This is a genomic window from Mesorhizobium sp. CA13, from assembly GCF_020165235.1.
Taxonomy (GTDB): Bacteria; Pseudomonadota; Alphaproteobacteria; order Rhizobiales; family Rhizobiaceae; genus Mesorhizobium.
On record NZ_JAIUHS010000001.1, the window covers coordinates 725,656 to 750,346 of the forward strand.

Here is a 24,691-nt window from a genome sequence, read left to right on the forward strand (position 1 = left end):
CGGCCGTGTGCTGCGGACCAGTCGGCTTCCCACTTGGCAAATGGTTCGCCCGTCCGTGACCCGGAACGGGCTCTCAGACGGAGGTACGCCGCACCACCGCTTCAGTCGATAGCCGCCAGTCCGGTGCACGCCATCCAAACACGGAGGCAAACTTCGCGCTCGACAGCCGTGAATTGGCGGGGCGGCGCGCCTTGGTCGGATAGTCCGTCGCAGCAATGTCCCGTACCCGCGCGGAGGGGCCCCCGAGCCCACCGCTTGTGTCCAGGATATGGCGGGCGAAGCCGCTCCAGTTGGTCTCGCCCGTGCCGGCCAGATGATAGATGCCCCACGCGGCGAAATCCTCGTTGCGGTGCAGCCGTGCTGCCGCATGCAGGATCGCGTCGGCGATATCAAGCGCGGAAGTGGGGTTTCCCCATTGGTCGGCCACAACCGGTATCTCGTCGCGATCGCTGGCCAACCTCAGCATGGTTTTGGCGAAATTCTTGCCGAACGGGCTGTAGACCCAGGCAGTGCGCAAGATCACGTGGCGCGGATTGGCTGATGCCACGGCCTGTTCGCCGGCAAGCTTGGAGGCGCCGTAGACGCCAATCGGCGCGGTCGCGTCGGTTTCCAGATAGGGACCGTCCTTGGTGCCGTCGAAGACATAGTCGGTCGAAAGATGGATGACGGGCACGCCGAGCCGCGCTGCCGCTTGCGCCACCTCGCCGGCGCCGGCGGCGTTCACCGCATGGGCCAGCTCAGGCTCATCCTCGGCCTGGTCCACCGCCGTGTAGGCGGCGGCCGACACGACGATGTCGGGCTGAGCTGCCTCGAGCGCTGCGGTCACGGTCTCGGGCCGTGTCAGGTCGAGCTGCGGCCGGCCGATGGCGATGACCTCGACGTCTTCGCGCCCGCGCTCCAGAAGGCTTGCCGCGACCTGGCCCTCGCGCCCGGTGACAACGAGCCTCACATGGCCTCCTTGCGGGCTTCGCCCAGTCTTTCACCGGCATAGCGCTGTTCGCGGATCGGGCCCCACCACCATTTGTTGTCCAGGTACCAGTCGACCGTCCTTGCCAGGCCGCTGTCGAAATTCTCCTTCGGCGCCCAGCCGAGTTCGCGGCCGATCTTGGAGGCGTCGATGGCGTAGCGGCGATCATGGCCGGGGCGGTCGGTGACGAAAGAGATCAGGTCGCGATAGCTTTTGCCGCCGGCCCGGGGGCGCCTGGCGTCGAGCAGGTCGCAGATCGTCTCGACGACACCCAGATTGGTGCGTTCCGAATTGCCGCCGACATTGTAGCTCTCACCCGGCTGCCCCTTGGTGGCGATCAGTTCCAGCGCGCGCGCATGGTCCTCGACGAACAGCCAATCGCGCACATTGGCGCCGGCGCCGTAGACCGGCAGCGGCTTCTCGTCGAGCGCGTTGAGGATGACCAGCGGGATCAGCTTTTCGGGAAAATGGTAAGGCCCGTAATTGTTCGAGCAATTGGACAGCACCACCGGCAGGCCGTAGGTCTCGTGCCAGGCCCGCACCAGATGGTCGGAGGCCGCCTTGGAGGCGGAATAGGGCGAGGAGGGCGCGTAAGGCGTCTCCTCGACGAACATGCCGCCATCGAAGGGCAGGTCGCCGAACACCTCGTCGGTCGAGACGTGATGGAAGCGGAACCGGCTCTTCCTGTCGCCGGATAGGCCGCGCCAGTATTCCAGCGCCGCATTGAGGATGCGGTAGGTGCCGACGATGTTGGTCTCGATGAAGGCGCCCGGCCCATCGATCGAGCGGTCGACATGGCTCTCGGCGGCGAGGTTCATGACGATGTCGATATCGTCGCGGCGCAATATGTCGAGCACCGCCCGCTCGTCACAGATGTCGGCGTGGGCGAAGCTGTAATTTCGTGCATTCTCGATCGGCCGCAGCGAGGCCAGGTTGCCCGCATAGGTCAGCTTGTCGAGATTGGTCACCCGGTAGGCCGGGTTGGCGCACAGATGCCGGCACACCGCCGAACCGATGAAGCCGGCCCCACCCGTCACCAGAAAATTCATGCCGCAATCCCCATGCATCTGGCAATGTTCATCAAGCAAACACCTCGGCGGCGGCGAGCAGCGGCGCCTTGAGGTCCTTGTCGGAAAGCTGGAAGCCGCCAGCCGGCGGCGGCCATTCAATGCCGATGGCGGGGTCGTCGAAACGGATCGAGCGGTCGTGTTCGGGCGAATAGGTGTCGGTCACCTTGTACAGTACCTCGGTATCGGGCACGAGCGTCATGAAGCCGTGGGCGAAGCCCTTGGGCACCAGAATCTGGTTGCCCTTCTCGGCCGAGACCTCGAGGGCAACCCATTTTCCGAATGTCGGCGAGGAGCGGCGGATATCGACCGCGACATCCAGGACGCTGCCTCTGACAACGCGCAGCAGCTTGTCCTGGGCACGTGGCGGCAACTGATAGTGCAGCCCCCTGACGACACCGGCCGCTGCGGAATAGGAGTGATTGTCCTGGACGAAGGCGAGTTCGAGGCCGGCCTCGGCGAAGCGTGCGGCGTTCCAGGTTTCGGTGAAGTAGCCACGGGCATCGCCGTGCCGCTTCGGAATGATTTCGAGCAGACCTTCGATGCCAAGGGGTCTCACCTCCAGCATCTAGTCCTCCGACAACTCGACCACGCGGCGGCGCAGATAGGCGGCATATTCATTTTTTCCCAGGCGGGTTGCGCGCTGCAACACCTCCTCAGCCCTCAGCCAGCCCTGTTCGAAGGCGATTTCCTCCGGACAGGCGACCTTGATGCCTTGGCGACGTTCGATTGTACGCACGAACGAAGAAGCATCGTCCAGGCTGTCGTGAGTGCCGGTATCGAGCCAGGCGTAGCCGCGCCCCAACCTATGCACCTGCAACTGGCCACGCTCGAGATAGGCATTGTTGACCGCCGTGATTTCGAGCTCGCCTCGAGCCGAGGGCCGAATCCTTGAGGCGATGTCGACAACCTCGTTGTCGTAGAAATAAAGGCCGGTGACGGCCCAGTTGGATTTCGGCTTCTGTGGTTTTTCCTCAATCGTGAGCGCGGTTCCAGTGGTCTTGTCGAAGGACACCACGCCATAGCGCTCCGGATCCTCGACATGGTAGGCGAACACCGAAGCGCCGCTTTCGCGCGATGCCGCTGTGCGGCAAAGCTTGGACAATCCATCGCCAAAATAAATGTTGTCGCCCAGTATCATCGACACGCTGTCCGCGCCGATGAAGTCACGGCCGATAATGAAGGCTTCCGCAAGTCCGTTGGGCTGCGGCTGCTCGGCGTAGGACAATTCAAGCCCGAATTCCGATCCATCGCCCAACAGCTCGCGGAAAACCGGCAGGTCTCGCGGCGTGGAAATGACCAGAATCTCTCGAATCCCCGCAAGCATCAAAACGCTCAGCGGGTAATAGATCATCGGCTTGTCGTATACAGGGAGTATTTGCTTGGAGACCGCTAACGTTAGCGGATAAAGGCGCGTTCCACTGCCTCCAGCAAGGATAATTCCTTTCAAGAAACTCTCCTTGACATGCCTAAGTCCCCTCCCCTGACACAAGCCGCCCGTGCTTAGGTTTCCTGCCGTGGCTTGTCAATCTGGTGCCCGACGAAGGAGCCGAGCGAGTGTCCCCGGCCCCGGCCAACCGCCCTTGCCTTGCCGGGCCCGAGGTCCTGGCCGGGACAAGCAGATTGTCTTCATCGTGATGGCCTATCTCGCCCATCTCGCGCCTTTGGTTCAGCCGCTCGGCAAAACCCTTGTGAAAGACGATCGCATTCAAATAGGCAAACGTCATCGCGAGTGCTGCGGTTCGCAAGGGATAGTCGACAAGAGAGTGAACGAGCAAAAACGACACCGAGAGAAACGCAGCCTTCTGTAACGGCTCCCGGCGAATCCGGACCGACGAGGCGAAAAGCAATATGGCATACACAATCATTAACAAAACGACCGGTATGCCGCCCTCAAGTGCCAATTCGAGGTAGTCATTGTGGGCATGATTTACATAAGTTTTGAAAATCATTCCGGCTTTTTCGTATATCTGATAGACCTTCGGAAAGCTGCCAAAACCAACGCCAGTCACCCAGTTCTCTTTCATTCCTTCGATCGTGGTGCGAGCAAACTCCGCCCTGCCGAAAGCCGGATCGACCGCTGTCGCATCGATCTTCGCCCATGCGCCGATCGTGTAGACGGAAAGCCCGATGAAAACCGCAAGAATGCCATATCCGCCCGCCCTCGAGCGAGCGGACAGGAAGACAACGGAAATCGCGGTGGTCACCAGTCCGATCAAAATGCCGGCGCGCGAGCCGGCTGCCAGAAGAAGCAGCAACAGCATCGTCAGCCCAAGCGATCCGGACAGAAAATGTCCACGGAACAGGCCGTAATAGACCACAAATGGGATGGAGACGAAGAGCAAGGCCGAAAAGTGATTTTGATTGGCAAACAGGCCCGCATTGATCGTAAACGGCAGCAATCCTTCTATGGCGACTGTATCGGAGAGCGAATACTGGATCGCCGCGGCCAGGCCATTGCAGATGACTCCCATGAAAAAGAAGGGAACAAGGCCGTAGACCTGCTCGGTGCGCAGGCGGGTGACGCTGAGGAAGAATGCCGCGGCGGCGGCGAAATACAACATGCACTCGATCGTGCGCCCTACGCCGACGCTGACGAAGCGCGATTGCGTTTCACCATCCATCCAGGTTTTGGCAAGCAGCACCTCGGGCCGCAACCCATCCAGCAAGGCCCCGGGCAGCGGAACGATCTGGAAGCAGAACACGGCCAGGCCGAGAGCAATCAGCCACAAGATCGCCCGGGGAATTGTTTGTCCGCTGGGCCGTGACAGGATGACCGCGGCCGAGACAATCGCCGCGATCTCGATCAGCGTTTCGGTATAGAGACCGCTCGCGGTGCCGCCGCCAATCAGCAGGGACAGGAAAAGCACCGACCCAAGCAGGTATTTGTCCCACTGCCCGGGCTGCCGTGACCGTGCTCTCACGACGAGACCCTTTCGATGCTCAATCTGTGCATGACCAGCGTGCCGACGTATCGAAACCGCCAGCTCTCGGCAATTGCGGCCGTTTCCAGCCTCAGCAACTGTATCGGACACGCAGCCGGTCCGACGGTGAAATCCAGGCTCAGGCTTCGCCGGTTGAATGTGCCTTCCGGTATGTTGAAGCGCGCTATCTCGCTTGACGGGTCCGCGCATCTGACAGACCAGAACAGCTGCTTTGGCAGTTTGAGATTTGTCGCGGACGCGGTCATGGACATCCGGTAAGAACCGGGCGGCAATTCGACATATTGCTGAAGCGCGGCGTTCTTGACCGGCGTGTTTAGAAATCGAACCGTCGCCCCGCTGTCGGTTTCGCCCGCGCCCTGCGATCCGGCAAAGGTGATCTCCAGCCCAGATCGGTCGTGTATCACCCAGTCGAACGGCTTGCCGCTGAAGAGCGGCTCGAAGCCGCCATTGAAGATATAGCCGCCCAGCTTCCGCTCCCGATCGGAAAGGCTGAAAAGAAACAGCCGATAGGCCGGGCCATAGTCCTTCTGCTTGATGTAACCGGTGATAACGGAGGACAATTCGCTGGATGTCGGCGGCGCACCCGTGCGCCCGAGATCGAGCAGCAGCTGGTTTGCAGGTCCCAAGCTTTGCGGGTTCTGGCCAAGGGCGAGAAAAAGCTTACCACGCCACGGCGCCTCTGCCTCCAGGGCTGCCAGCACGGCCTGATAACCGTCGGAACTGGAAAGGATGGCAGGCCAGCCTGGGGTGATGGCCGAAAACTGGTCTGGCCACCGGCGCAGCAAGGTGTCGATCTCGCCCACGGCCCTCGCCAGATCGCCTGCCGCGATCGAGCGATCGATGGACCTCTGCAGCGCATGGATTTCAGTCTTGGACAGCTTTCGCGCCTGGTCGAAAAATTCGAAAGCCTGGGTCTGTTCGCCTTGCCGATATTTGATCTCGCCGATCAGGCTGTAGAGACGGGCGTCCGCGACATTGAAGCGAAGCGCATTCTTGGCCTTGGCCGCCAAGGCGCCGATATCGGCGCTCGTTTCGTTCAGTTCGCCGGCAATTTCGTTTATCAAGGCATCTGCGTTCAGCGGGTCCAATGCCAGAGACACGCTCGGCGTTCCCTCCTCAAGGAGCCGACTTAGCCCGATCGACGAAGCCATCAACACCAGAACGGAGGCGACGAACCAAACGCTTGAACGCCGGAGATTTTGCATGAGCGGGCTGGCCTGCTCCGTCATCGACTTTGCCCTCAATCTTCGGCGTGCCCGCGCCATGTTCGTAATATTGATAGTTCATGTACTTATAGGCGTAGTTGTAGTCGAACTTGTTCACCGCGAATTTCGACATTGCCGCCCCGATCACATTCGCTCCGGCTGCGCGCAGGCGTTTCAGCGCCGTCTTGGCCGCCTTGCGCGTCACCTGGTTGGTGGAAATGACCACCAGCGTGCCCTCGGCAAGCCGGCTGAGAATGGGCGCATCGGACAGGCCGACGATCGGCGGAGCGTCGATGATGACGAGGTCGAAGCGCTTGCCGAGATTGGTGACGATCAGCGCCATCTTCGGCGACGAAAGCAGATCCGCAGGGTTGGGCGGGATCGTTCCGGACGTCAGCACGGTCACGTTGGGATATTTGGTCGTCCTGAATATGCCCGCCACATCTTCCTTGCGCACGGTATTCGTCAGGAGATTGCTCAACCCGATCGCGTTGTCGAGACCGAACAGCCGATGAAGATTCGGTTTGCGCAGATCGCCGTCGATAAGCAAGACCTTCGCACCGAGGGCGGCGAAATCCTGACCGAGCTTGAACGAGGTCGTCGACTTGCCTTCGGAAGGCTCGGAGCTGGTCACCAGGAGAGAACGCGGCGCGCCCTCCGCGCCGGAGAATTGCAGCGACGTTCGCAGCGAACGATAAGCTTCCGATAGCCCGGACTTCTGATCGGCGATGCTGGCCATCAGTTCGCGGTCATCGACGAGCGGCAGGATGCCGAGCATGGCCAGCCCCAGCTCCCTTTCGACCTGCTCGGGGTTGGTGAAGGTGTTGTTCAGCAACTCGATGATGTAGATGATCGATGCAGTGAGAGCCATGAACAGCGCTAGCGCGATCGCCAGATTGATGATCAGGCGCGGAGAATAGGGACTTACGGGCAGGGTCGCGTAATCGACGATGGCTGCGCTTTGCGTCTTGAGCTCGGAGCTGACACCTACTTCATTCAACTTGGTGATGAGGCTGTCATATTGCGACCGGTTGGAATCGACCTCGCGCTTGAGGATGGTGTATTTTATATTCTTGTCATTGAAGACGACCTGCTGCTTTTCCATCTCGGCGAGCTTGGATTTGAGGTCGGCTTCCTTGTTCTGCGCTTCCTGGTACTTCAGGCGCAGCGAATCGGTTATCGCCAGGACGCCGTTGTTATAGAGCCGCGTCAGCTCCTTGATCTGCGACTGGAGTTGCTGCATCTCCGGAAAGCCAGGCTTCAGAATGCTCAGTTTCTGCTGATATTGGCTCTTGAGGTCCGCGAGTTTTTCGCTGAGTTTTTGTAAGCCATCACTCTCCAGAACCGGTGACAGGCTGGAGCCCCGGCCCTTGTCTATCTGGTCCACGACGCGACCGGCATCAAGACGATCCTGGATAGCGGTCGCGAGCGCTGTGTTCAGCGCCTCGATGTTCGATCCGATCAGCGATTTATCGTCGCCGGTGACGGTGATGCCGGCATCCTTCGCATAGGTGACCAGTTCCTCCTCGGACTTCTGCAGCTTCTGCTTGACCTGCAGGACCTGTTCCTGGATGAACTGTCTCGCCAGATCGGACGTCTCGCTGGTCTGGTCGAGACGTTGATCGATAAAACTCTGCGCGACCTGGTTGGCGACGTCACTTGCATATCTTGGCTTCTGGTCGATGAAGGTGATCGACAGCAAGCTGGTGTTGGTCACAAGGTTGACCGTTAGATCCTTCAGAACGCGCTTGATCGCCATCGCCTCTCGCTCTTCGGGGGTCTTTTCCTGGATCGAAGGCGATTTGGAAATTCCGAATGCACGGTAGAAGATGTTGCTGAGCGAGAAGCTCGGGGTCGGGAACAGGAAATCCGGTTTTTCGGAGAGCCCCAGCTGAAACACGACGCGCTGGGCCAGCGCCCGGCTCTTCAGTTTCTCGCGAGCGGTCAGAAATGCGCGTAAGTCGCTGTTTTCGGAAACCACTTCGATGTCCTGAAAAACCTTTGCCGAAGGGACCAGGACTTCCAGCTGCGTGGTTGCCTGATATTTCGGCGTCTGCATCATTGTCACTATGATACCGGCAACCAGGCCAGCCGCCGCCATCATGACGATCAACCAGCGATATTGCACGACATAGAAAAGCAGCTTGAGCGGATTGAATCTCTCGTCGTGAGCGGCATAGTCTCGACCGTAAGGACTATAATTCTGCGCCCCGTCATAATAGAGGTCCGCGGACAAAGCCTGGCCATGTCGAGGACCGGCGATTTGGGACTGCCTGTTGCGATCGAGCATGCGCGAGGTGATCCTGGTTGTCCGTATCCTGGCCGGCCAGGCCCTCTTACGGAATGACCGCAATTCGGGCCGCGCTCGATGCGAGGCCCAAGGCATCCTTCAAATTGTTCATTGCGATTTTCGACTTCGAAGCGAAAACCACGACCACGTCGCCGCCATAGATACGCGGGTTGCGATTCTTGCCGGCGCGGATTTCCTCGACATTGTAATTTGCGACCAGCTTGTTTTGACCGACATTGCGGTAGACGAAGACCTTGCCGGCATCGCCGATGGCGTTGAAGCCTCCCGCAAGGGCGATCGCATCCAGCAAGGAGGCGCTGCTGGACACCGGGTAGATGCCGGCTCTGTTGACCTCGCCGTCGACCGTGATGCGCTGGCCTATCGATTCCTTGACGAAAATCGTCACATCCGGCGACTGCAGATATTTTGCGCCATAGGCGGTCTCGATGTCCTTTTCGAGCTGGCGGACCGTCTTGCCGGCCGCGGTCATCGTCCCGATAAGCGGAAGGGAAATCTGGCCGCCGGCATCCACCTGAACCGTCCTGTTCAGGTTGTCGACCTGGAATACGCTGACTTCGAGTACATCGTTGGCAGAAAGCGGCTGCTCGCTGCCGTTTTGTGTATTCTGCGGTGCCGGCAGATCCTTCACCATCTGTAGCGCGCCGCCACCGGCAAGCGCCGTTGAGGACGATGTCGGCTGCAGCGCATCGACAGAACTCGTGGAAGATGATGAACTGCTCGCGCAAGCAGAGAGGGCGAGCAATGCAAGCAGTGCCGGCATCCTCGCGCCACTTCCCTCAAGATCGAGAATGCCCATCACAGAGCCCCACTTTTGAACAGCTTGGGCAGTCCATCGAAATGGCCCGCACAGCTGGCTCCCGGCTTCTTCGCTCGTTTTTCGATGGTGTGAGCAACTGGTTCTGCACTATCGTGCCCGAGCTTGCGCGAACCGGCGAGACCAGACCTTGGCTAGCGGCTGACTGCGTCGTCGTCATCCTGTAGTCCAATAGCCAGTGCGGCGCCGCCACCAACCGCGCCGGCGCCCAACAGCACCGGCAAAATGCCAGGTCCGGAATTGGCAGGTCCGGTAGCAGCCTGCTGCGCATCAAGCGAGACGCACATACCGCCTTGCACCGGATCGATGCTGACGGTCGCGTTGGCCGGAACATCAAGCGCGCAATTGGCGCCGACAGCCAAGGAAGCCGATGCTTGCGGCCCGGTCATGATGCGCGCGCCTGGATAGATCGGCGCTCCCGCGTCCACCTCGGCGTAACCGCCGGCCTGCGCCATCTGCACCTCCCCCTGGACTTGGGTGAACTGGCCGACAATGCCCGACACGGGCGCAGCGGCCAGGCACGAACATGTCTGAGCCGACTGGGCAACAGCATCGGACGCTGCAAACAAGGCACCTCCCCCGGCGACCATGACAAAAGCTAAAGCAACCCCAACCCGATGACGCCCGGTCATTTCTACCCCCCTTCGAACCAACGATCCGCCCCCCGGAACGAATCGCTTACGCACCCCTTCGATCAACAACGCTCAAAGAACTCACCAGCATTCACGGTGATCCGCACCTCAACGACTGACCGCTTTGTCGTCATCCTGCGTCGCCGCCAACACACCGCTGGTGACAAGCGCACCGACGAAAATCCCTTCGGGCAGCCCAAACCCACTTGTGCCGCCGGACGGCTGGATGGCCGCCGTCCGCTCCGAATCCACGAGTTTCAGACAGATGTTGCCGCGTGAAACATCCAGACTGGAATTCGCCGGTACATTCATGTGGCAACCGCCAACAAGCACGGATGCCGAACCGTTGGCACCAACTACCACCCGACTGCCGAGACCGAGAGTGCTCCCCGCCTTTGCACGACTATAGCCGACCGACTGCGAGACCATCACGTCGCCATCTGCGGAACGAATGGATCCAATGGCACTCGCCGGGCCGCGATAGGCGGCAGCGCAGCTGCAAGATACATCCTGGGCGAAAGATGAAACCGAAGTGAAACCACTCGAGGCAACCAACGCGCTCACTGCGGTTCTAATGATGACATTCATCCGTTTCGCCTTTCCTTCAAATCATCCCGGATATGCCAGATCAAAAGGTGGTGACATCAGCGCCTAACATTTTTTTGCCACAATTCCAACCCGTGTCGCACGATGCGGAGAAATTTGACCTGAACAACACGCCATTTTAGCAATTATGCATAAATAATCCCGAGCTGTCGGCGATGGATGTCTGCCCTCCAAAGAGAAATTACGATTTCCTTTTCATCCTGATTACACCGAGCCAACTTGATCAAAGCCGAGCACCTCGAAAGCCGAGTCCCGATCTGCAATGCAGCAAGACAAGCTTGGCACCTGGTTGAATGCCTGACCTTCTCGGCTCGCACTTCAACCGCGTTCAACTATACGCCGGCCCGTTCATCGCCTGGCGAGCATTGAGCTTCCCTATCTGCGCCATGTAGCGCTCGATGACGATCCGTTCTGAAAACTGCCGCTCGACTTTCTTTCGGCTCTCTGTGCCCATCTTATCCCTGGATGCGGCGTCCATCATTGCGAATTCGAGCATCTTGCTCGCCAGGTCGCCTGCGTCTTTCACCTTGCACAGCAGGCCGTTGACGCCGTGGTCCACCACCTCCCTGCAGCCGGGCACATCTGACGCGATCAGCGGCTTGCCCATCGCGGCTGCTTCCAGCAGCGAGCGCGGCGTTCCTTCCCTGTAGGAGGGCAAGACGACGCAATCGGCGGCACCGAGGAAGGGACGGACGTCGTCGGTGGTTCCGAGATACTCGACCAGGCCCTCGCCTGCCCATCGCTCGACCTGGACACGGCTGACTGCGGTGCGGTTCTCGACATCGAGGAATCCAAGAAGCTGGAAGCGCGCGCCGGGCATGTTGCGGCGCATCTGGCGAGCTGCCTCGACGAACTCGCCCACGCCCTTGTCCCAGAGCAGCCTGGCCACGAGCAGAAAGACGATCGCGCCGGACGATTGGCTTTGGCGGGGCGCCGGAGAGAAGCGAACAAGGTCGACCCCGGAGCCCGGCAGCAGCGCGGTCTGTTCCTTCCGAACCAGGCGCTCGTCGAGGAAGAGCATCCTGTCGTCGTCATTTTGGAAAAAGACCATTTTCGAACGGGCCAGCGCCAGCCGGTACAGGACCTTGGCAATTTTCTGGAGAAGGCCGCCACGGACGAAAACCGTGCCGAGCCCTGAAACATTGTTTATGACCGGGATGCCATTGAGATTTGCCGCCAGCGATCCGAACACGTTGGGCTTGATGGTGAAGCCGACAAACGCCAGCGGCCTCTCGCGGCGCAGCAGGCGCCAGTAGCGCCACAGAAGCACCATGTCGCGAAACGGCGAGGTGCCGGAATTATCCATCTCGATTTCGACATACCGGCAGCCCATCGGCGGGATCAGGCGCGAATACTCGTCCCTGGGCGCCGCAACCACTATCTCATAGCCCTGCCCTTGCAGCGCCTCGATGAGACCTTTGCGGAAATTGACGACATTCCAGGACGTGTTGATGGAGATGACTATCTTTCTTCCGATCCCAAGCATCGTCCCCGCCTCCCCCATGCCGTTTCGCTCACCGTCGCGTATGCAATCGTGCCCTGTCCGGCCCAAAGGTCTCGAACAGCCGCAAGATTTCGTCGTCATTGGCGAGCGATGATATGCGCGCGAAGCAAGCGTCCCTTGCAGGCCCCAGATCCTGCGGCCGAGCGATCAGCCCTGCGACCGCGCGTGCGATGTCTTGCGGATCGTCGGGGTTGAAATCGAAAGCGGCTCCCTCGGGCATGTAGTGCCTCGTGCCGCTGTCTCGCGACATCAGCACGGCACATCCCGCCCAGGCCGCCTCGATGGGAGACACCGCCGCGGGTTCAGCCCGCGATGGCAATATCAAGAGATCATGACCGGAAAAGACCGAGATCATGTCGTCATGGGCAATGTTGTTCTGAAACCGAAGCCGGTCGGCCACGCCAAGCGCCTGAGCCTCGCGCCGCAAGGCCTGACAAAAAGCCGTGTCGGCATGCGTTGCCTCCTCGCCGCAGAATGTCAGGGAGAAGGGCATGGATGAAATCGCCGACAACGCCCTCAGAAGCAAACTATGCCCCTTGCGCTCCCGGTATTTTGCCACCATCAAAATTCGAGGCGGCCACTGCAATGGCCTGCTTTCCAGGCCTTCAGTCCGGGCCGGCTCGAAAGGGCTCCCGAATGGCAGGGACATGGCATCGCCGACCCTGAGCGAGCCAGGGTTCGGTGATAGCCGCGAGGTGAAATGCGGAATGCCCAGCCCCTGAAAGACGGCTCTTCGAACCCAAGTGCCACTCCATGCCCGAGGCGTGGCGTCCTCCTGGTCGTAGATGACCAGTCTGCGCCCTTGCAGGATTGAACAGAGTGCCGCGACCCTGGAAAATCTTCGCGTCACACCGCGAACGATCACGATGTCGGGGTCTTCGGCCCGCAAGCGCTTCCAGTAGGAAAAGACGCCGGGAGAGGAAAAAGGCGAATTCGGAATGTTGCTCGAGCGCCGACGCATGATCATACGGGACAGCGCGGATGGAGCCATCAAATTGGGAGAAACAAGCGCGTGATTCTCGGTGACGCTCGTTCCGACCACGTCGACCGCAACATGGTGCCCCGCCGAAGTCAGAATGCGAACCCAGGGTACCGCATTGGTGTGGTATCTTGGCAGGCAAAACAGGTATCTCAAAACATCAGCCTTCAGATATCTTCCGCCATGCGGATTCGCCTTTTCAACAATAGGTGCGAAACCACTATCATCGCCGCATAGACCGCCGCCGATACGAGCAAGCCGGCCCAGGCGATGCCTGAGACCCCGATCCATCCGGACAAAACCAGGCAAAGCGGAACATAGACCGCGATCGCCAGCACCGTGATTTTCAAAAGCGGCTTCGTCCCGGCCACGACCTGGATCAACGGATTGAGATGTATTCCAGCGAGGCCGAAGCATTCGGCCGCGAACAAAATGGCAAAGAGCAGCGAAGCTTCGGCGTAGGCCGAACCGCCAGCCAGAAGGACGATGGGGTTTTGCAGCAGCACCCCCCCGACCGCCATGCCGGCGGCAGCGCTCGCCGAAACGACGGTGATGCGGGCGTTCAAGCGGTATAGACGAGAAGGAGGCTCTTGCTTCGACAGTTTCGCGATTTCGGGAAAGATCACCTGGTTCAGGGGACCAGTCAGCCGGGAAACCATCGCCGCCAGGCGCGATGCGAGCGAATAAGAGCCCGCGGCGACCTCTCCCAGCAGGCCCGCGACAACGAACAATGCGAGATGCCGCCTGGCACTCACAAGCGTCGAGAGCAGACTGGTCCCCGTGGCCATGGCAAGGAACGCCCAGAAGAAACGGCGTTTGGACCGGGAGCGAAGCGGGTTGAACAGTTCGATGTCCGCCTGCCTGGCATAGAGCAGCATGCGAACGAACAGCGTCAGGTTGTAGAATGCGCCGACCGCTGCCAGCACGATTACATAAGCCGGCAATGAGGCATCCAGGATCCAAAGGAGGAGAGAGGCAATCACCACGGCAATCCCTTGCATGAGTTGATTGCCGGCAATGACGTCGTACCGGCCGTTCAGCCGAAGCACACCTTTCGGCGTACCCGAAAGACTCGCCAACAGGGTGAGGCTGTAGATAATCGCCAGAAGGCGATTATCCCGCGACACGCCAACAGCTTCTCCAAACAGCAAGATCCCGCCTATCGCCAGGACCGTGGCGAAAAGGGCGGCCGAAACGTCGAGGGCGATCCCGCAAGATGACGCCGGCCCCAGACGCAAAGGCGACCTCGCGCACAGCCTGATCACAGGCTGCCAGCTCTCGAACGTGCAGAGGCCGGAAACGAACGCTACATAGGCCTGAATTACGGCGAGTGTGCCAAAATTCCCCGGTCCCAGCGACCGTGCGTTGAGCGCCAGTGCAAGGATGGAGCACAACGCGGCCACTCCGCTTGCGGACGTCGTAAACGTAACGTCGCGGGCGACCCGCCGCGCGCGTATCCACCCGGAAGGCTTGGCGACCGCCGTCACGTCCTCAGCCATTGTCTCGGCGCAAGGCCCGCGCCGCCTGCCGCATCACCTCGGCGGGGACCGGCGGAAAACACTTCCGGTGCACATAAACCAAGCCAAATATGAAAAGCGCAACGAGAACGGCTCGCTTGGCGGAGATGAACGCACCAAGCAGCTCCTTGCGCTGGATGTAGAATGTGAGATGGACGATAGCCACGATCAGCCCGGCCTTGAGCGCCGCGCTGCGCACATTGCGGATTATCGCCTCGACGGCAACACACACGAGCGACAGAATGACAACGAGCAGCGGAAATCCGGCATACCCGAAATTGGCATAGAACTCCGCCCAGATGTTTGCAGCGACGCCACCACTATAACCCGGAAATAGAAACGGCTGAACCTGCTCGTTGTAGGTGCATCCGTCCTTGCCAAAGACCGTATCCGAGAACGGAAACAGGGAAAGAGGCACCAGCCAAAGATTCGAGCACGGCAAGGTGTAGTCATATTTCACGACCAGATCCAGGTGAGCCAATGTCACGAACTGCTCCAACCCCACGAGAGCGGAATCGGACAACTGGTCAAACTGTATTTTCTGACCTACAAGTTCAAAATTTCCTGCTTTTATTGCTGCATATACTGCTTTGTACACTGCAAGAAAAAAGAACGCGCCAATTCCTCCAATTATGTATCTTTTCCTGATCAAAAGAAGGGAAATGTTCCTGTACCTTACGTACAAACAAGCTAAAATCGCGATGGCAACCGAAGAGCGATGCCCGATATAGAGCGTAAGCATCAGCCCCAGGCAGCTCAAGATGATGACCAGCCTGGATTTCTTCCACCCCGACAGGGCTCCGAACACAACGCCGATGATGCAGCTGTTGTAAAATACATACTGGATCCGCCCGGTAGATGACAAAACATCGGCCTTTGAGGCCGAAAAAAGTGCCGGATTTGCCATCGAAATCCCTCCGAACACCACCAGCATAGCAATTATTACGATCGACTCTCCCCGAACGTTGCCTTCGACCTCGAAATCTTGTCGCCTTGGCATGAAGACCAGCATCGCGGCAGCAATGCAAGAAAGAGAAAGCGCAATGGCATATCCAGTGCCCGCGTGATATATGAAATCATACTTCCTTCTGCCGACATCCACATACTGAAATCCCCAGGTAACGAATGGCACAAAGTAGATCAAGCTCGACAAAAGCAACAACATCTGCGGCGTGAGCGCAAATGGCGAAACAAAATAATCTCGTTTTAGGTGCTTCACTTTCGGTTCATCGCCATCTGAATATTCGTATTGTTCTCACCCCTTAGCAGCCCAGGGACGATTTCTCCCACAGCAAGCCATACGAGTGCGCCATCCGCTCAAGCGAGAAATCCGCAGCGATGCGGTCGCGACATGCTTGCCGCCTGCTCGCCCAAGACCGGGTATCCTGGATTTCCGAAGCCATAATCTCGATGGAACGCGATAGCGCGTCAGGGTTCCGCGGCGGAACGATAGATCCCGTGTTGCCGACAAGCATCGCGATGTCTCCGACATCCGTTGCCACGCATGGCGTGCCGCATGCCATGGCCTCGGCAACCACGTTCGGAAACGCTTCGCTGCTGGAGGCCAGCACATGAATGTCGAATGCATTCATCAAACCGGCAATGTCGTCGCTCGGCCCGAGAAGCTTCACCTTGTGGCGAACATCATAGCGCTCCAACAGCACGGCAAGCGCAGTGTTTTCAGCCGTCATACCCGGGCCGGCAAGAACACATTTGAAGGGAAGGCCCTTGTGCATCGACAGCCTGGACAAGGCAGCGAAGAGATTCTTGTGGTCCTTGTCGGGATGCCAGCGAGCGACATTTCCGACAACGAACTGGCCGTCGCCTATTGACCAATCCTGACGGAGCCGTGCGCGCGCCCGGTCGTCCGGCTCGAACACGGCCAGATCGTAGCCATTCGGTATGATCGTCCAGTTCGAACTCGAATATCCTGCATGAATGTGGCGCTGCGACGCGTTTTGCGAGCAACTGACAATCCGAGCAGGGATGATACCGGATATGAGAGCGCATATCCTGTCCACCGCTCTGGTCGTAAAGGAGGCCGCCCGCGGATCCAGTCCGCAATTGTGCATTCCCCAAAGAACCGGCCTGATGCCGCCAAGCCGCGCCAGGACGCCTCCGACGAGGTTGGCGTGATACATCCAGCACTGAACCACGTCCGGCCGATAGGTCGAGAACACGCGCCTGAGCGAAGCGAGCCCCTTGAGACTCAACCTTCCCTTTGGCATCGCCAGACAAGCGAGCGGTATCTTGGCCGCGCGAAGCAACGGGCCATATTTTCCCTCACCCGAAAGCGAGACGACAAAATGGGAGTGGCTGCGCTCGGCCGTGCACAGGCGGTATAGCGCTGCCTCGGCACCGCCGTTCTCAAGTCCGGTGATGACGTGCAGGATCTTAATACGACCGCTCCTTCCCCACGGCGTTCGTGGGATCGACACCCATCGCGAGCAGGTAGGCGTCGGCCACCTTTTCGACACTGAAATCCCGCGCCCGACGCCTGACGTCTGGAGGATCAGTTTCATCAAGGGCGGCCATCACTTCTGCCGCAAAACCCTGGGCATCGCCGACCGCGGCGAGACGTCCCCACTTGCCGTCCTCCAGAATCTCGGCCGGACCGCTTTCGCAGTTGGTGCTCACCACATTGGTCCCGCAAGCCATTGCTTCGATGATCGTGTTTGGAAATCCCTCCCTGCGGGAGGATTGAAGAAACAACGCTGCCCGCCGCATCCACGGATACGGATTCTTCGAAAAGCCGACCAGAGCGACCGAAGAATTCAGCTCGAGTTCGTCGATCAGTGTTTGAAGCGATCCCCGCAGCGGCCCTTCCCCGACAATGGCCAATTTGACGGGCCTCTTCGTCGCAATCCGTGCGAAGCTGCTTATGAGCGTGGCATGGTCTTTTGCAAAATCAAGCCGCCCAACGGCCACCAGCAAGACCCTGCCATCCTCGACCGCGAAAGGGTGTTCGAGCGGTTCATCCGCCTGCTCTTCAACATGTTTGATGTCCAGCGGATTGTAGATCGTTTTGACGGAACTCCGGTGGATCCCGATGCTCCGGATCAGGTCTTCCGCAACGCCATGCGATACAGTGATGATCGTGTCGGCTCGACCATAGGTCAGCCGCATGAGGAATGGCAGGAACTTCTCACGAACCAGCTTCGTATCGGCGACGGTCCTGGAAAGATTGCTCCTTTCGGATATCACGATCGGTATCCGGCGCAGCGACAGCATGGACGAGATGATGCCAACGATATTGGCATGGGGTAACGCCGTCAGCATCACCCGCGGCTGCTCCCGTCTCAAATACCGGATCAAGCCCAATACGGAAAACAGCAACCGCGAGGCCCGGAGGTCCTGTATCCTTATCGTCTTCGGAACCAAAGCGAGATACTCGCCCGTCGCACATCCAAGCACCAGATCGATCGGCAAGCCGCGCCGGCCAAATTCGCTGGCCAGGGTAAGCATTGCCCGCTCGGTGCCACCAGCACGAAGAGAGGGAATGAAGATAGCAATCCGAGCGTCTGGGCTGCCTGACGATCTCTTGTCTTGGCGCGTGCGCGTCACTCGGTTCACCACCTTTCCTGGCCGGTCACGGCGAAAGCTTTTTGCTTGCGCCTGACCGTGCGCGACGAGCGGTGCTCCACCCGGATAACGGGGAGACCGCCCGTCGCGTTCGGGTCCACCAAAGCGGAGAATATGCTTGGGTGATCAATGTCTTCGCCGAAAGACATAGGCGTAGGTTTCAGCCGCATCCTTCCCGATGAGAAGAGCCGAGAGACCTAGCCAGAGGCGCCAGACAAGGAAGGCCGGCACGAAAGCGTAGAAGTATGAACTCCTCCAGAACAGATGACGCTGGACAAGCTCCAGGCCATTTTGCGCTGCGATCCTTTCCACCTCGCTCGGCAGGCATCTGTCATAGAAGGCCGGGAAGCCGTCGTGCCCCCTGCCCTTTTCGGGATAGACCGCAAACAGCAGGCGCCGCTTGATCGCCTCGGGCAAGACCCGATTGAGCCTGGCGAAAACGGCGTTGCGTGAAGGCGAGAAAATGGCGACCGTGCCGCCCGGTCTTACGCAACTGGCAATACCGCGAAATGCGCCTTCGCCGTCGCGGACGTGCTCCAGGGTGGCCTGGCATATGACCAGATCGGCATCTCCCTTTCCCCTGAACGAGGTAAGGTCCGCCTCGATCCGCTCGTCATAGATATCGTCTGGAGCCTTCGACAATTCCTTGGCATCGCGGTCCACCCCGACGACGACCAGCCGCAGACGACGCTTCTCGGCCAGGCCGACAAGCGGCCTTGCTCCTCCGCCCAGATCATAGACCAGTGCGTCAGGTGTAAGCAGCGCCGGTGCGATTTCCGCAGCAAAGGCGTGGTTGCCGTCCGTGCGCAGCCGTAGCGGCAAGGCTCGGTCCAGACACTCTGAGACGGCCACGTTCGTGCGAACAAAGCCCCGCAGCAACGACGCTATCCCGTCATCGATTTTGTGGACAAGACGTGACCTCCCCCTACCTCCGCTCAAAATACTCCTGGTACCATTCGACGAACCGCCCGACGCCCTCCGTCACGGACGTGCCGGGGCGATAGCCGACCGCCGCCTGCAGCGCCGAAGTATCGGCAAAAGTGTCAGGCACGTCGCCGGCCTGCAGCGGCAAGAGTTCCACGATGGCCTTGCGGCCAAGCGCGTTTTCAAGCGCCTCTACATAGGCTGTCAGCTTCACCGGGTTGTTGTTGCCGATATTGAAAATACGCCAAGGTGCGCTGCTCGTCGCAGGATCCGGATGATCGGAATCCCAGGCGGGGTTAACCGCGGCGGGACTGTCGCTGGCGCGGATCACGCCTTCGGCGATGTCTTCGACGTAGGTGAAGTCGCGCGTGTGGTTGCCGTTGTTGAACAGCTTGATCGGCTCGCCGGCCAGGATGTTCCTGGTGAACAGGAACAGCGCCATGTCGGGACGACCCCAAGGGCCGTACACGGTGAAGAAACGCAAGCCGGTGGTCGGCAGCCCGAACAGGTGGCTGTAGCTGTGCGCCATCAACTCGTTGGCGCGCTTGGTTGCGGCGTAGAACTGCAGTGGGTGGTCGGCCGGGCGATGCTCGGAAAACGGCATGTCGGTGTTGGCGCCGTAGACGCTCGACGTGCTGGCATAGGTCAGGTGGCCGACACGGCTGTTGCGGCAGGCCTCCAGCATGTTGGCGTAGGCGACAATGTTGCTCTCGACATAGGCATGCGGGTTTTCAAGGCTGTAGCGGACGCCGGCCTGGGCGGCGAGATGGATCACGCGGTCGAAGGCGTGATCGGCAAAGCAGCCGTCCACCACGTTTCGCTCTGCGAGATTACCGTGGATGAAATGGTAGCCCGCATTGGTGTTGCGGCTGGCTTCGGCCAAAAGCCGCAGGCGCGCCTGCTTGATCTGCGGATCATAGTAGTCGTTGATGCTGTCTATGCCGACGACCTCGTCGCCGCGTTCGAGCAGCCGCCTGGCGACGTGGTAGCCTATGAAGCCGGCAGCGCCGGTGACCAGGACCTTCATCAGAACCGCCCGTCCGTAACATCCCTGGGGAACAGACCCTTGATGTCGTAGACGACACTTGGGTCCTTGCAAAGTGCTCGCAGGCCGGCAACGCCCAGGGTGCGAAACTGCCCGTGCCCCACGGCGACGACAACGCCATCATAACGCGCGGCGGGCATCTCTTTAACGCTCGTTACGCCAAAGGCGTGCGCGCATTCCTGCGCATCGACCCAAGGATCCCAGATATCGATGCCGGCATTGTACTGCCTCAGCTGCGCGACAATGTCGGCGACCTTGGAATTTCGCAGGTCCGGACAGTTTTCCTTGAAGGCTGCGCCCATGACCAGAATCCGGCTGCCAACGACAGGTATGCCCTTGCGCATCATAAGGCGGGCCGTCTGGTCCGCCGCATGCCGGCCCATGCCGTCGTTGATGCGGCGACCGGCAAGAATCACCTCGGGATGATAGCCGAGTTCCTGAGCCTTGTGGGTGAGATAATAGGGATCGACGCCTATGCAGTGGCCGCCGACGAGACCAGGGCTGAAGCGCAGGAAATTCCATTTGGTGCCGGCCGCTTCCAGCACCTCCGACGTGTCGATGCCCAGTTTGCCGAAGATCAGCGACAATTCGTTCATCAGGGCGATGTTGAGGTCGCGTTGCGTGTTCTCGATGACCTTGGCTGCCTCGGCGACCGCGATGCTCGATGCACGATGCGTGCCGGCGGGAATGATCGAGGCATAGAGGGCGTCGATGGCGTCCGCCACCTCCGGCGTGGAGCCGCTGGTGACCTTGACGATCGTCTGCAGTCGGTGCTCGCGGTCGCCGGGGTTGATGCGCTCAGGACTGTAGCCCAGGAAGAAGTCTTCGTTGTAGCGCAGACCCGAATGTTTCTCGATCAGCGGCGCACATACCTCTTGCGTACAGCCGGGATAGACAGTCGACTCGAAGATCACCACCGCACCTTGGGAGATCACCTCGCCGACCGTGGCGGAGGCCATGACAAGGGGCTTCAGATCCGGCCGGTTGGCCCTGTCGATCGGAGTGGGGACAGTGACGATGAAAATTCCGCAATCCCGCAAATCGGCCTTGTCGCTGGTGAACCGCAGCCGCGTGGCGGCGTCGATTTCATCTCTGCTGGCCTCAAGCGTGTGATCCTCGCCACGCCTCAGCGCATCCACACGCGATTGGCTGATGTCGAAGCCGACGACGTCCCTGATCGCTCCGAGGGCCACCGCCAGTGGCAAACCCACATAGCCAAGCCCGATGACAGCTATTTTCCTGGAGCCGAGGTCCATTTGCTTCCTGTCCGGCAAGCCTTAATCAGCCACGGCCTCCGCTATCGCGCGCCATGGCCGGTAATCATCGTCTTTATGGTTCTGAGGGTGATGAGAACATCAAGCCAAGGCGAGAAGTTCTTTATGTAGTAAAAATCGTAGTGTAATTTCTCCATCACATCGTCGACCGCCGCGACATGACCCTGATTTACTTGCGCCCACCCGCTCACACCCGGCCTGACGATGTGCCGGTAGCGATAGAACGGCAATTCCGCCTCATACCACTGCGACAGGACGACGGCCTCGGGCCGTGGTCCAATCCAGCTCATTTCGCCGCGCAGGATGTTGATGGCCTGCGGCAGCTCGTCGATCCTGAACTTGCGTAAAAAATGCCCTATCCGGGTGATGCGATCGTCGTCACGTTTCGTGATCGCCTTGTCCTTGTCGCTGCCAATGCCGGCTTGCTGCCTCATCGAGCGAAATTTGTAGACCGTGTAGATCCGGCCCCTGTAGCCAATGCGGGGCTGGCGAAACAGCACCGGACCCTCCGAGTCCAGCCGGATCAGCAGCGCGATCAGCACCACGAAAGGCGAAAGGGCCACGACCATGACAAGCGCGGAGATCCAGTCGATTGCCTGCTTGATCTTGAGATAGGCCTGGTTCGGATTGAGCGAGCCGAGCGTGTTCTCCGACAGATGTTCGATCGCGACGCGGCCGGTCAGCGATTCGCTGACCTGCTTGACGTGGTAGACCGGCGTGCCCGAAAGGGCCCGGTCCGCGATGTATCTTTCCCATTCGGCGTCAAGGTCGGCCCGCAGATCGACGACCACGCCATTGGCCCGTTCGATGACGGTGGCGGGCGAGGTGATCCAGAACCAGTGCACTCCCGGCAGTGTCCTTAGGCGCTCTACATCCCCGCCGGGAATGACGACCAGCCGGTACGGGTCGAGATGCCGCGTTATGAGGCTCAGGCCAAAATACCAGAGCGTGGATTGGGTGAAGCTGGCCGCCGCCTGAAACCGGCTGTATTCGAAGCGAAAAAAGAAAATGGTCAGGAAAACAAGCCCGTAGGACAGCACAAATGTCGGTAGGATGTAGCTGGCAGCGGCCACGCCGGGGAAATTCCCAATGCGGCGATAGGCAAGGAAGCCTGCTACATGCGCAATGACCGCGGCGGCGACGGTTACCTGAAGATTGGCGACGTAGACCGCATCGGGTTTGAAGGCAATCCGGATGAGGGCCGGCGCGACGATCGCGAATGTCAGTCCGCCAATAAGTTGAAAGCGAATTCTGAACAGGAAGTGCCGGCTTCCGACAAGAGTTGATGTTGCGACATTCAACTTCTTCCCCCCTCGAAGCTGCCATGTCGGCGATTACCATTGCAATAATGCGCTTGGCTTGGCCGTTCATTCGCAAAGCGGAATCGGGCCTCTCGCTACTGGCTGTTCGACTCAGTCGAAGATCAACAACTACGACACTGTAACGATACCAGCAAGTATCTATTTACACTGTAGCAATCGGCAGGATTTTTTATCAATCGCGTCGCTGAATGCGATTCAAAAGCTATCGCTAATAGATTGACTTACTGCCGGTCATCGAGAATGTCTGGACGCATGAAGGTAAATGGATGTTCGTATCTGTGGTGACTGGCTGGCTGCTTGGCCAAGACCTGCCAGTCACATCCGTCCGACCTGGATGAACCAGGTTCTTCCCCGGAATGCCTCAGTGGATCGCTAAATTCAGGAGCGCTTCAGCAGCGACCAGACGGCAGGCACCAGGCTGGCGGCAAGAGCAACCTTGATCAGATCACCGACGATGAACGGCACGACGCCGAACTGCCAGGATTTTTCCGGACCGATGAGCGTCGCCAGCCAGGCAAAACCCATGGCCATCATGACGAACTCGGCAACCAGCATCGCGTTGAAAAGCTTGATGGGATGGCGATCCCAGCCGCGATCGGCGGCCCAGCCGACAATCGCCGCCATGACCACGAAGCCGGCGAGATAGCCGCCGGTCGAGCCGAGCATGTAGGCAATGCCGATGCCCTTTTCCGGCGTGCCCTGGAAGACCGGGAAGCCCATCGCGCCCTCGGCCATATAGAGCAGCACGGTGGCGACGCCGAGCCGCAGGCCGAACGCGGCGGCGATCAGCAGGACGGCGAGCGTCTGCATCGAAATATCGACGGGCCCCAGAACCACCTTGGTCTTGGCCGACAGCGTCAGCAACAGCGTTCCGGCTATAGCCAGGAAAAGCTGCGTTGCCAGCCGCGCCGCGCCATCTTGCGGCAGAGCCAGAGAAATAAGCGGGCGCATTGTCGTTGCAGTTGCCATGGTCTTCCCCATCCGATTGCCGCCATCCGATGATCGCGGTCTTGCGTTTTCCTATATTGGCTTGCGTGCTATGCGGCAATCGGTTTTGCCATTCCCGCAACAGGCATCGACACCGTCATGGCCCTCGAATTCGATACCAGCTTCGATCCCTGCTACGGCGGAGGCGTCAGCGTCGCGCGCGACGTGCAGCGCGTCACGGCCCGAAATCCCAGTCCCTTCACCTTCCACGGCACCAACAGCTACGTCGTCGGACGCGATACGCTCGCAGTGATCGATCCGGGGCCGGATGACGAAGCTCACCTGCGCACCTTGCTCGACGTCATCGCCGGCAGGCCAGTCAGCCACATCTTCGTCAGCCACACCCATCGCGACCATTCCCCTTTGGCGGCACGGCTGAAGCAGGAAACCGGAGCCCAGGTGCTGGCGGAAGGGCCGCACCGGCCGGCAAGGCCATTGCATATTGGCGAGATCAACGCGCTCGATGCCAGCGCCGATACGTCATTCGTGCCCGATGTCGCGCTGCCGGACGGCGCGCTGGTCGCCGGCGACGGCTGGGCGATCCGCACGGTCCTGACCCCCGGCCATACCGCCAATCACGCGGCATTCGCACTGGAGGGCACCGGCATCCTATTCTCGGCCGACCATGTCATGGCGTGGGCGACCTCCATCGTCGCGCCGCCGGACGGGGCGATGGCAGACTACATGGCCTCGCTGGACCGGCTTATCGAACGCGGCGACCGCTTGCTGCTGCCCGGCCACGGCGGGCCGGTGACGGCACCGCGCGGCTTCATGCGCGGGTTGAAGACCCATCGCAAAATGCGCGAGCGGGCCATATTGGAGCGGGTCCGCGTCGGCGACCGCACGATCGCAGACATGGTCAAGGCGATCTACAGGGATACCGACCCGCGGCTGCACGGCGCCGCCGGATTGTCGGTGCTTGCCCATCTGGAGGATCTGGTGGCCCGCCGCCTGGTAGCGACAGACGCCGCGCCGGCCATAGATGGCGTTTTCACGCCGCCCGCATAGGT

24 protein-coding genes are annotated in these 24,691 nt (G+C 59.9%); 3 read left to right on the forward strand and 21 right to left on the reverse strand.

What is annotated here, in order from left to right; all coding sequences use genetic code 11:
- Window positions 1–73 precede the first annotated feature (73 nt).
- Genes rfbD through LB566_RS03720 form a run of 6 tightly spaced genes read right to left on the reverse strand, consistent with a single transcriptional unit; the run spans window position 74 to window position 5,782 of the window.
- Window positions 74–949 (reverse strand): dTDP-4-dehydrorhamnose reductase, encoded by an 876-nt coding sequence (gene rfbD, locus LB566_RS03695; protein WP_224623217.1) that lies wholly within the window; start codon window positions 947–949, stop codon window positions 74–76.
- A complete protein-coding gene (gene rfbB / locus LB566_RS03700; RefSeq protein WP_224623218.1) occupies window positions 946–2,016 on the reverse strand; it encodes a dTDP-glucose 4,6-dehydratase in 1,071 nt (356 codons plus the stop codon). Before rfbB ends, rfbD begins: the two co-directional genes overlap by 4 nt.
- Before the next feature lie 31 nt (window positions 2,017–2,047).
- Window positions 2,048–2,602, reverse strand: coding sequence for a dTDP-4-dehydrorhamnose 3,5-epimerase (gene rfbC, locus LB566_RS03705; RefSeq protein WP_140550994.1), 555 nt, complete (start codon window positions 2,600–2,602; stop codon window positions 2,048–2,050).
- Window positions 2,603–3,484, reverse strand: coding sequence for a glucose-1-phosphate thymidylyltransferase RfbA (rfbA, locus tag LB566_RS03710; RefSeq protein WP_140638700.1), 882 nt, complete (start codon window positions 3,482–3,484; stop codon window positions 2,603–2,605).
- A 19-nt stretch (window positions 3,485–3,503) separates the two neighbouring features.
- Window positions 3,504–4,958: an O-antigen ligase family protein gene (locus LB566_RS03715; RefSeq protein ID WP_224623220.1), complete on the reverse strand. Its 1,455-nt coding sequence runs from the start codon at window positions 4,956–4,958 to the stop codon at window positions 3,504–3,506.
- Window positions 4,955–5,782, reverse strand: a complete 828-nt coding sequence (locus LB566_RS03720; protein ID WP_224623222.1) for a hypothetical protein — start codon at window positions 5,780–5,782, stop codon at window positions 4,955–4,957. The genes LB566_RS03715 and LB566_RS03720 overlap by 4 nt, the downstream gene beginning before the upstream one ends.
- Window positions 5,783–5,836: 54 nt before the next feature.
- On the opposite strand from LB566_RS03720, the gene LB566_RS03725 reads away from it, so the two are divergent.
- On the forward strand, window positions 5,837–6,112 hold the full coding sequence (locus tag LB566_RS03725) for a hypothetical protein (RefSeq protein ID WP_224623224.1): 276 nt from the start codon (window positions 5,837–5,839) through the stop codon (window positions 6,110–6,112).
- Here the strand turns inward: LB566_RS03725 and LB566_RS03730 are convergent.
- From LB566_RS03730 to LB566_RS03795, 14 genes are all read right to left on the reverse strand, one after another.
- Window positions 6,096–8,474, reverse strand: a complete 2,379-nt coding sequence (locus LB566_RS03730) for a GumC family protein (RefSeq protein ID WP_224623226.1) — start codon at window positions 8,472–8,474, stop codon at window positions 6,096–6,098. The genes LB566_RS03725 and LB566_RS03730 overlap by 17 nt on opposite strands.
- Before the next feature lie 46 nt (window positions 8,475–8,520).
- Window positions 8,521–9,255, reverse strand: coding sequence for a polysaccharide biosynthesis/export family protein (locus tag LB566_RS03735; RefSeq protein WP_224623227.1), 735 nt, complete (start codon window positions 9,253–9,255; stop codon window positions 8,521–8,523).
- A gap of 188 nt (window positions 9,256–9,443) precedes the next feature.
- Window positions 9,444–9,764, reverse strand: coding sequence for a hypothetical protein (locus LB566_RS03740; protein ID WP_224623229.1), 321 nt, complete (start codon window positions 9,762–9,764; stop codon window positions 9,444–9,446).
- A 285-nt stretch (window positions 9,765–10,049) separates the two neighbouring features.
- Window positions 10,050–10,529, reverse strand: a complete 480-nt coding sequence (locus LB566_RS03745; protein ID WP_224623231.1) for a hypothetical protein — start codon at window positions 10,527–10,529, stop codon at window positions 10,050–10,052.
- A 346-nt stretch (window positions 10,530–10,875) separates the two neighbouring features.
- The gene (locus LB566_RS03750; RefSeq protein ID WP_224623233.1) at window positions 10,876–12,033 is read right to left on the reverse strand and encodes a glycosyltransferase family 4 protein; all 1,158 of its coding nucleotides are present in this window, start codon (window positions 12,031–12,033) and stop codon (window positions 10,876–10,878) included.
- Window positions 12,034–12,061: 28 nt separating this feature from the next.
- Entirely contained in the window at window positions 12,062–13,042 is a 981-nt protein-coding gene (locus LB566_RS03755; RefSeq protein WP_318012823.1) for a glycosyltransferase family 4 protein, read from the reverse strand.
- Between the two features lie 155 nt (window positions 13,043–13,197).
- Window positions 13,198–14,529 (reverse strand): lipopolysaccharide biosynthesis protein, encoded by a 1,332-nt coding sequence (locus tag LB566_RS03760; protein WP_224623235.1) that lies wholly within the window; start codon window positions 14,527–14,529, stop codon window positions 13,198–13,200.
- Entirely contained in the window at window positions 14,522–15,766 is a 1,245-nt protein-coding gene (locus LB566_RS03765) for a hypothetical protein (protein WP_224623238.1), read from the reverse strand. Before LB566_RS03765 ends, LB566_RS03760 begins: the two co-directional genes overlap by 8 nt.
- 43 nt (window positions 15,767–15,809) lie before the next feature.
- Window positions 15,810–17,060 carry a glycosyltransferase family 4 protein gene (locus LB566_RS03770; RefSeq protein WP_224623629.1) on the reverse strand — a complete coding sequence of 417 codons (1,251 nt, stop codon included), beginning with the start codon at window positions 17,058–17,060 and terminating at the stop codon, window positions 15,810–15,812.
- Window positions 16,942–18,111 (reverse strand): glycosyltransferase, encoded by a 1,170-nt coding sequence (locus tag LB566_RS03775; protein ID WP_224623239.1) that lies wholly within the window; start codon window positions 18,109–18,111, stop codon window positions 16,942–16,944. Before LB566_RS03775 ends, LB566_RS03770 begins: the two co-directional genes overlap by 119 nt.
- A gap of 144 nt (window positions 18,112–18,255) precedes the next feature.
- Window positions 18,256–18,951: a class I SAM-dependent methyltransferase gene (locus tag LB566_RS03780; protein ID WP_181172474.1), complete on the reverse strand. Its 696-nt coding sequence runs from the start codon at window positions 18,949–18,951 to the stop codon at window positions 18,256–18,258.
- 103 nt (window positions 18,952–19,054) lie between these two features.
- Window positions 19,055–20,080: an NAD-dependent epimerase gene (locus LB566_RS03785; protein WP_224623241.1), complete on the reverse strand. Its 1,026-nt coding sequence runs from the start codon at window positions 20,078–20,080 to the stop codon at window positions 19,055–19,057.
- Entirely contained in the window at window positions 20,080–21,354 is a 1,275-nt protein-coding gene (locus LB566_RS03790; RefSeq protein WP_224623243.1) for a nucleotide sugar dehydrogenase, read from the reverse strand. Before LB566_RS03790 ends, LB566_RS03785 begins: the two co-directional genes overlap by 1 nt.
- 41 nt (window positions 21,355–21,395) lie before the next feature.
- The gene (locus LB566_RS03795) at window positions 21,396–22,445 is read right to left on the reverse strand and encodes a sugar transferase (protein WP_224623245.1); all 1,050 of its coding nucleotides are present in this window, start codon (window positions 22,443–22,445) and stop codon (window positions 21,396–21,398) included.
- A gap of 45 nt (window positions 22,446–22,490) precedes the next feature.
- On the opposite strand from LB566_RS03795, the gene LB566_RS03800 reads away from it, so the two are divergent.
- On the forward strand, window positions 22,491–22,658 hold the full coding sequence (locus LB566_RS03800) for a hypothetical protein (protein WP_224623247.1): 168 nt from the start codon (window positions 22,491–22,493) through the stop codon (window positions 22,656–22,658).
- Window positions 22,659–23,072: 414 nt separating this feature from the next.
- On the opposite strand, the gene LB566_RS03805 is transcribed toward LB566_RS03800, so the two are convergent.
- Window positions 23,073–23,663 carry a biotin transporter BioY gene (locus LB566_RS03805; protein ID WP_224623250.1) on the reverse strand — a complete coding sequence of 197 codons (591 nt, stop codon included), beginning with the start codon at window positions 23,661–23,663 and terminating at the stop codon, window positions 23,073–23,075.
- Window positions 23,664–23,780: 117 nt separating this feature from the next.
- Here LB566_RS03805 and LB566_RS03810 point away from each other — a divergent pair, with 117 nt between their 5' ends.
- Window positions 23,781–24,689: an MBL fold metallo-hydrolase gene (locus tag LB566_RS03810; RefSeq protein ID WP_224623252.1), complete on the forward strand. Its 909-nt coding sequence runs from the start codon at window positions 23,781–23,783 to the stop codon at window positions 24,687–24,689.
- The last annotated feature ends 2 nt before the right edge of the window (window positions 24,690–24,691 follow it).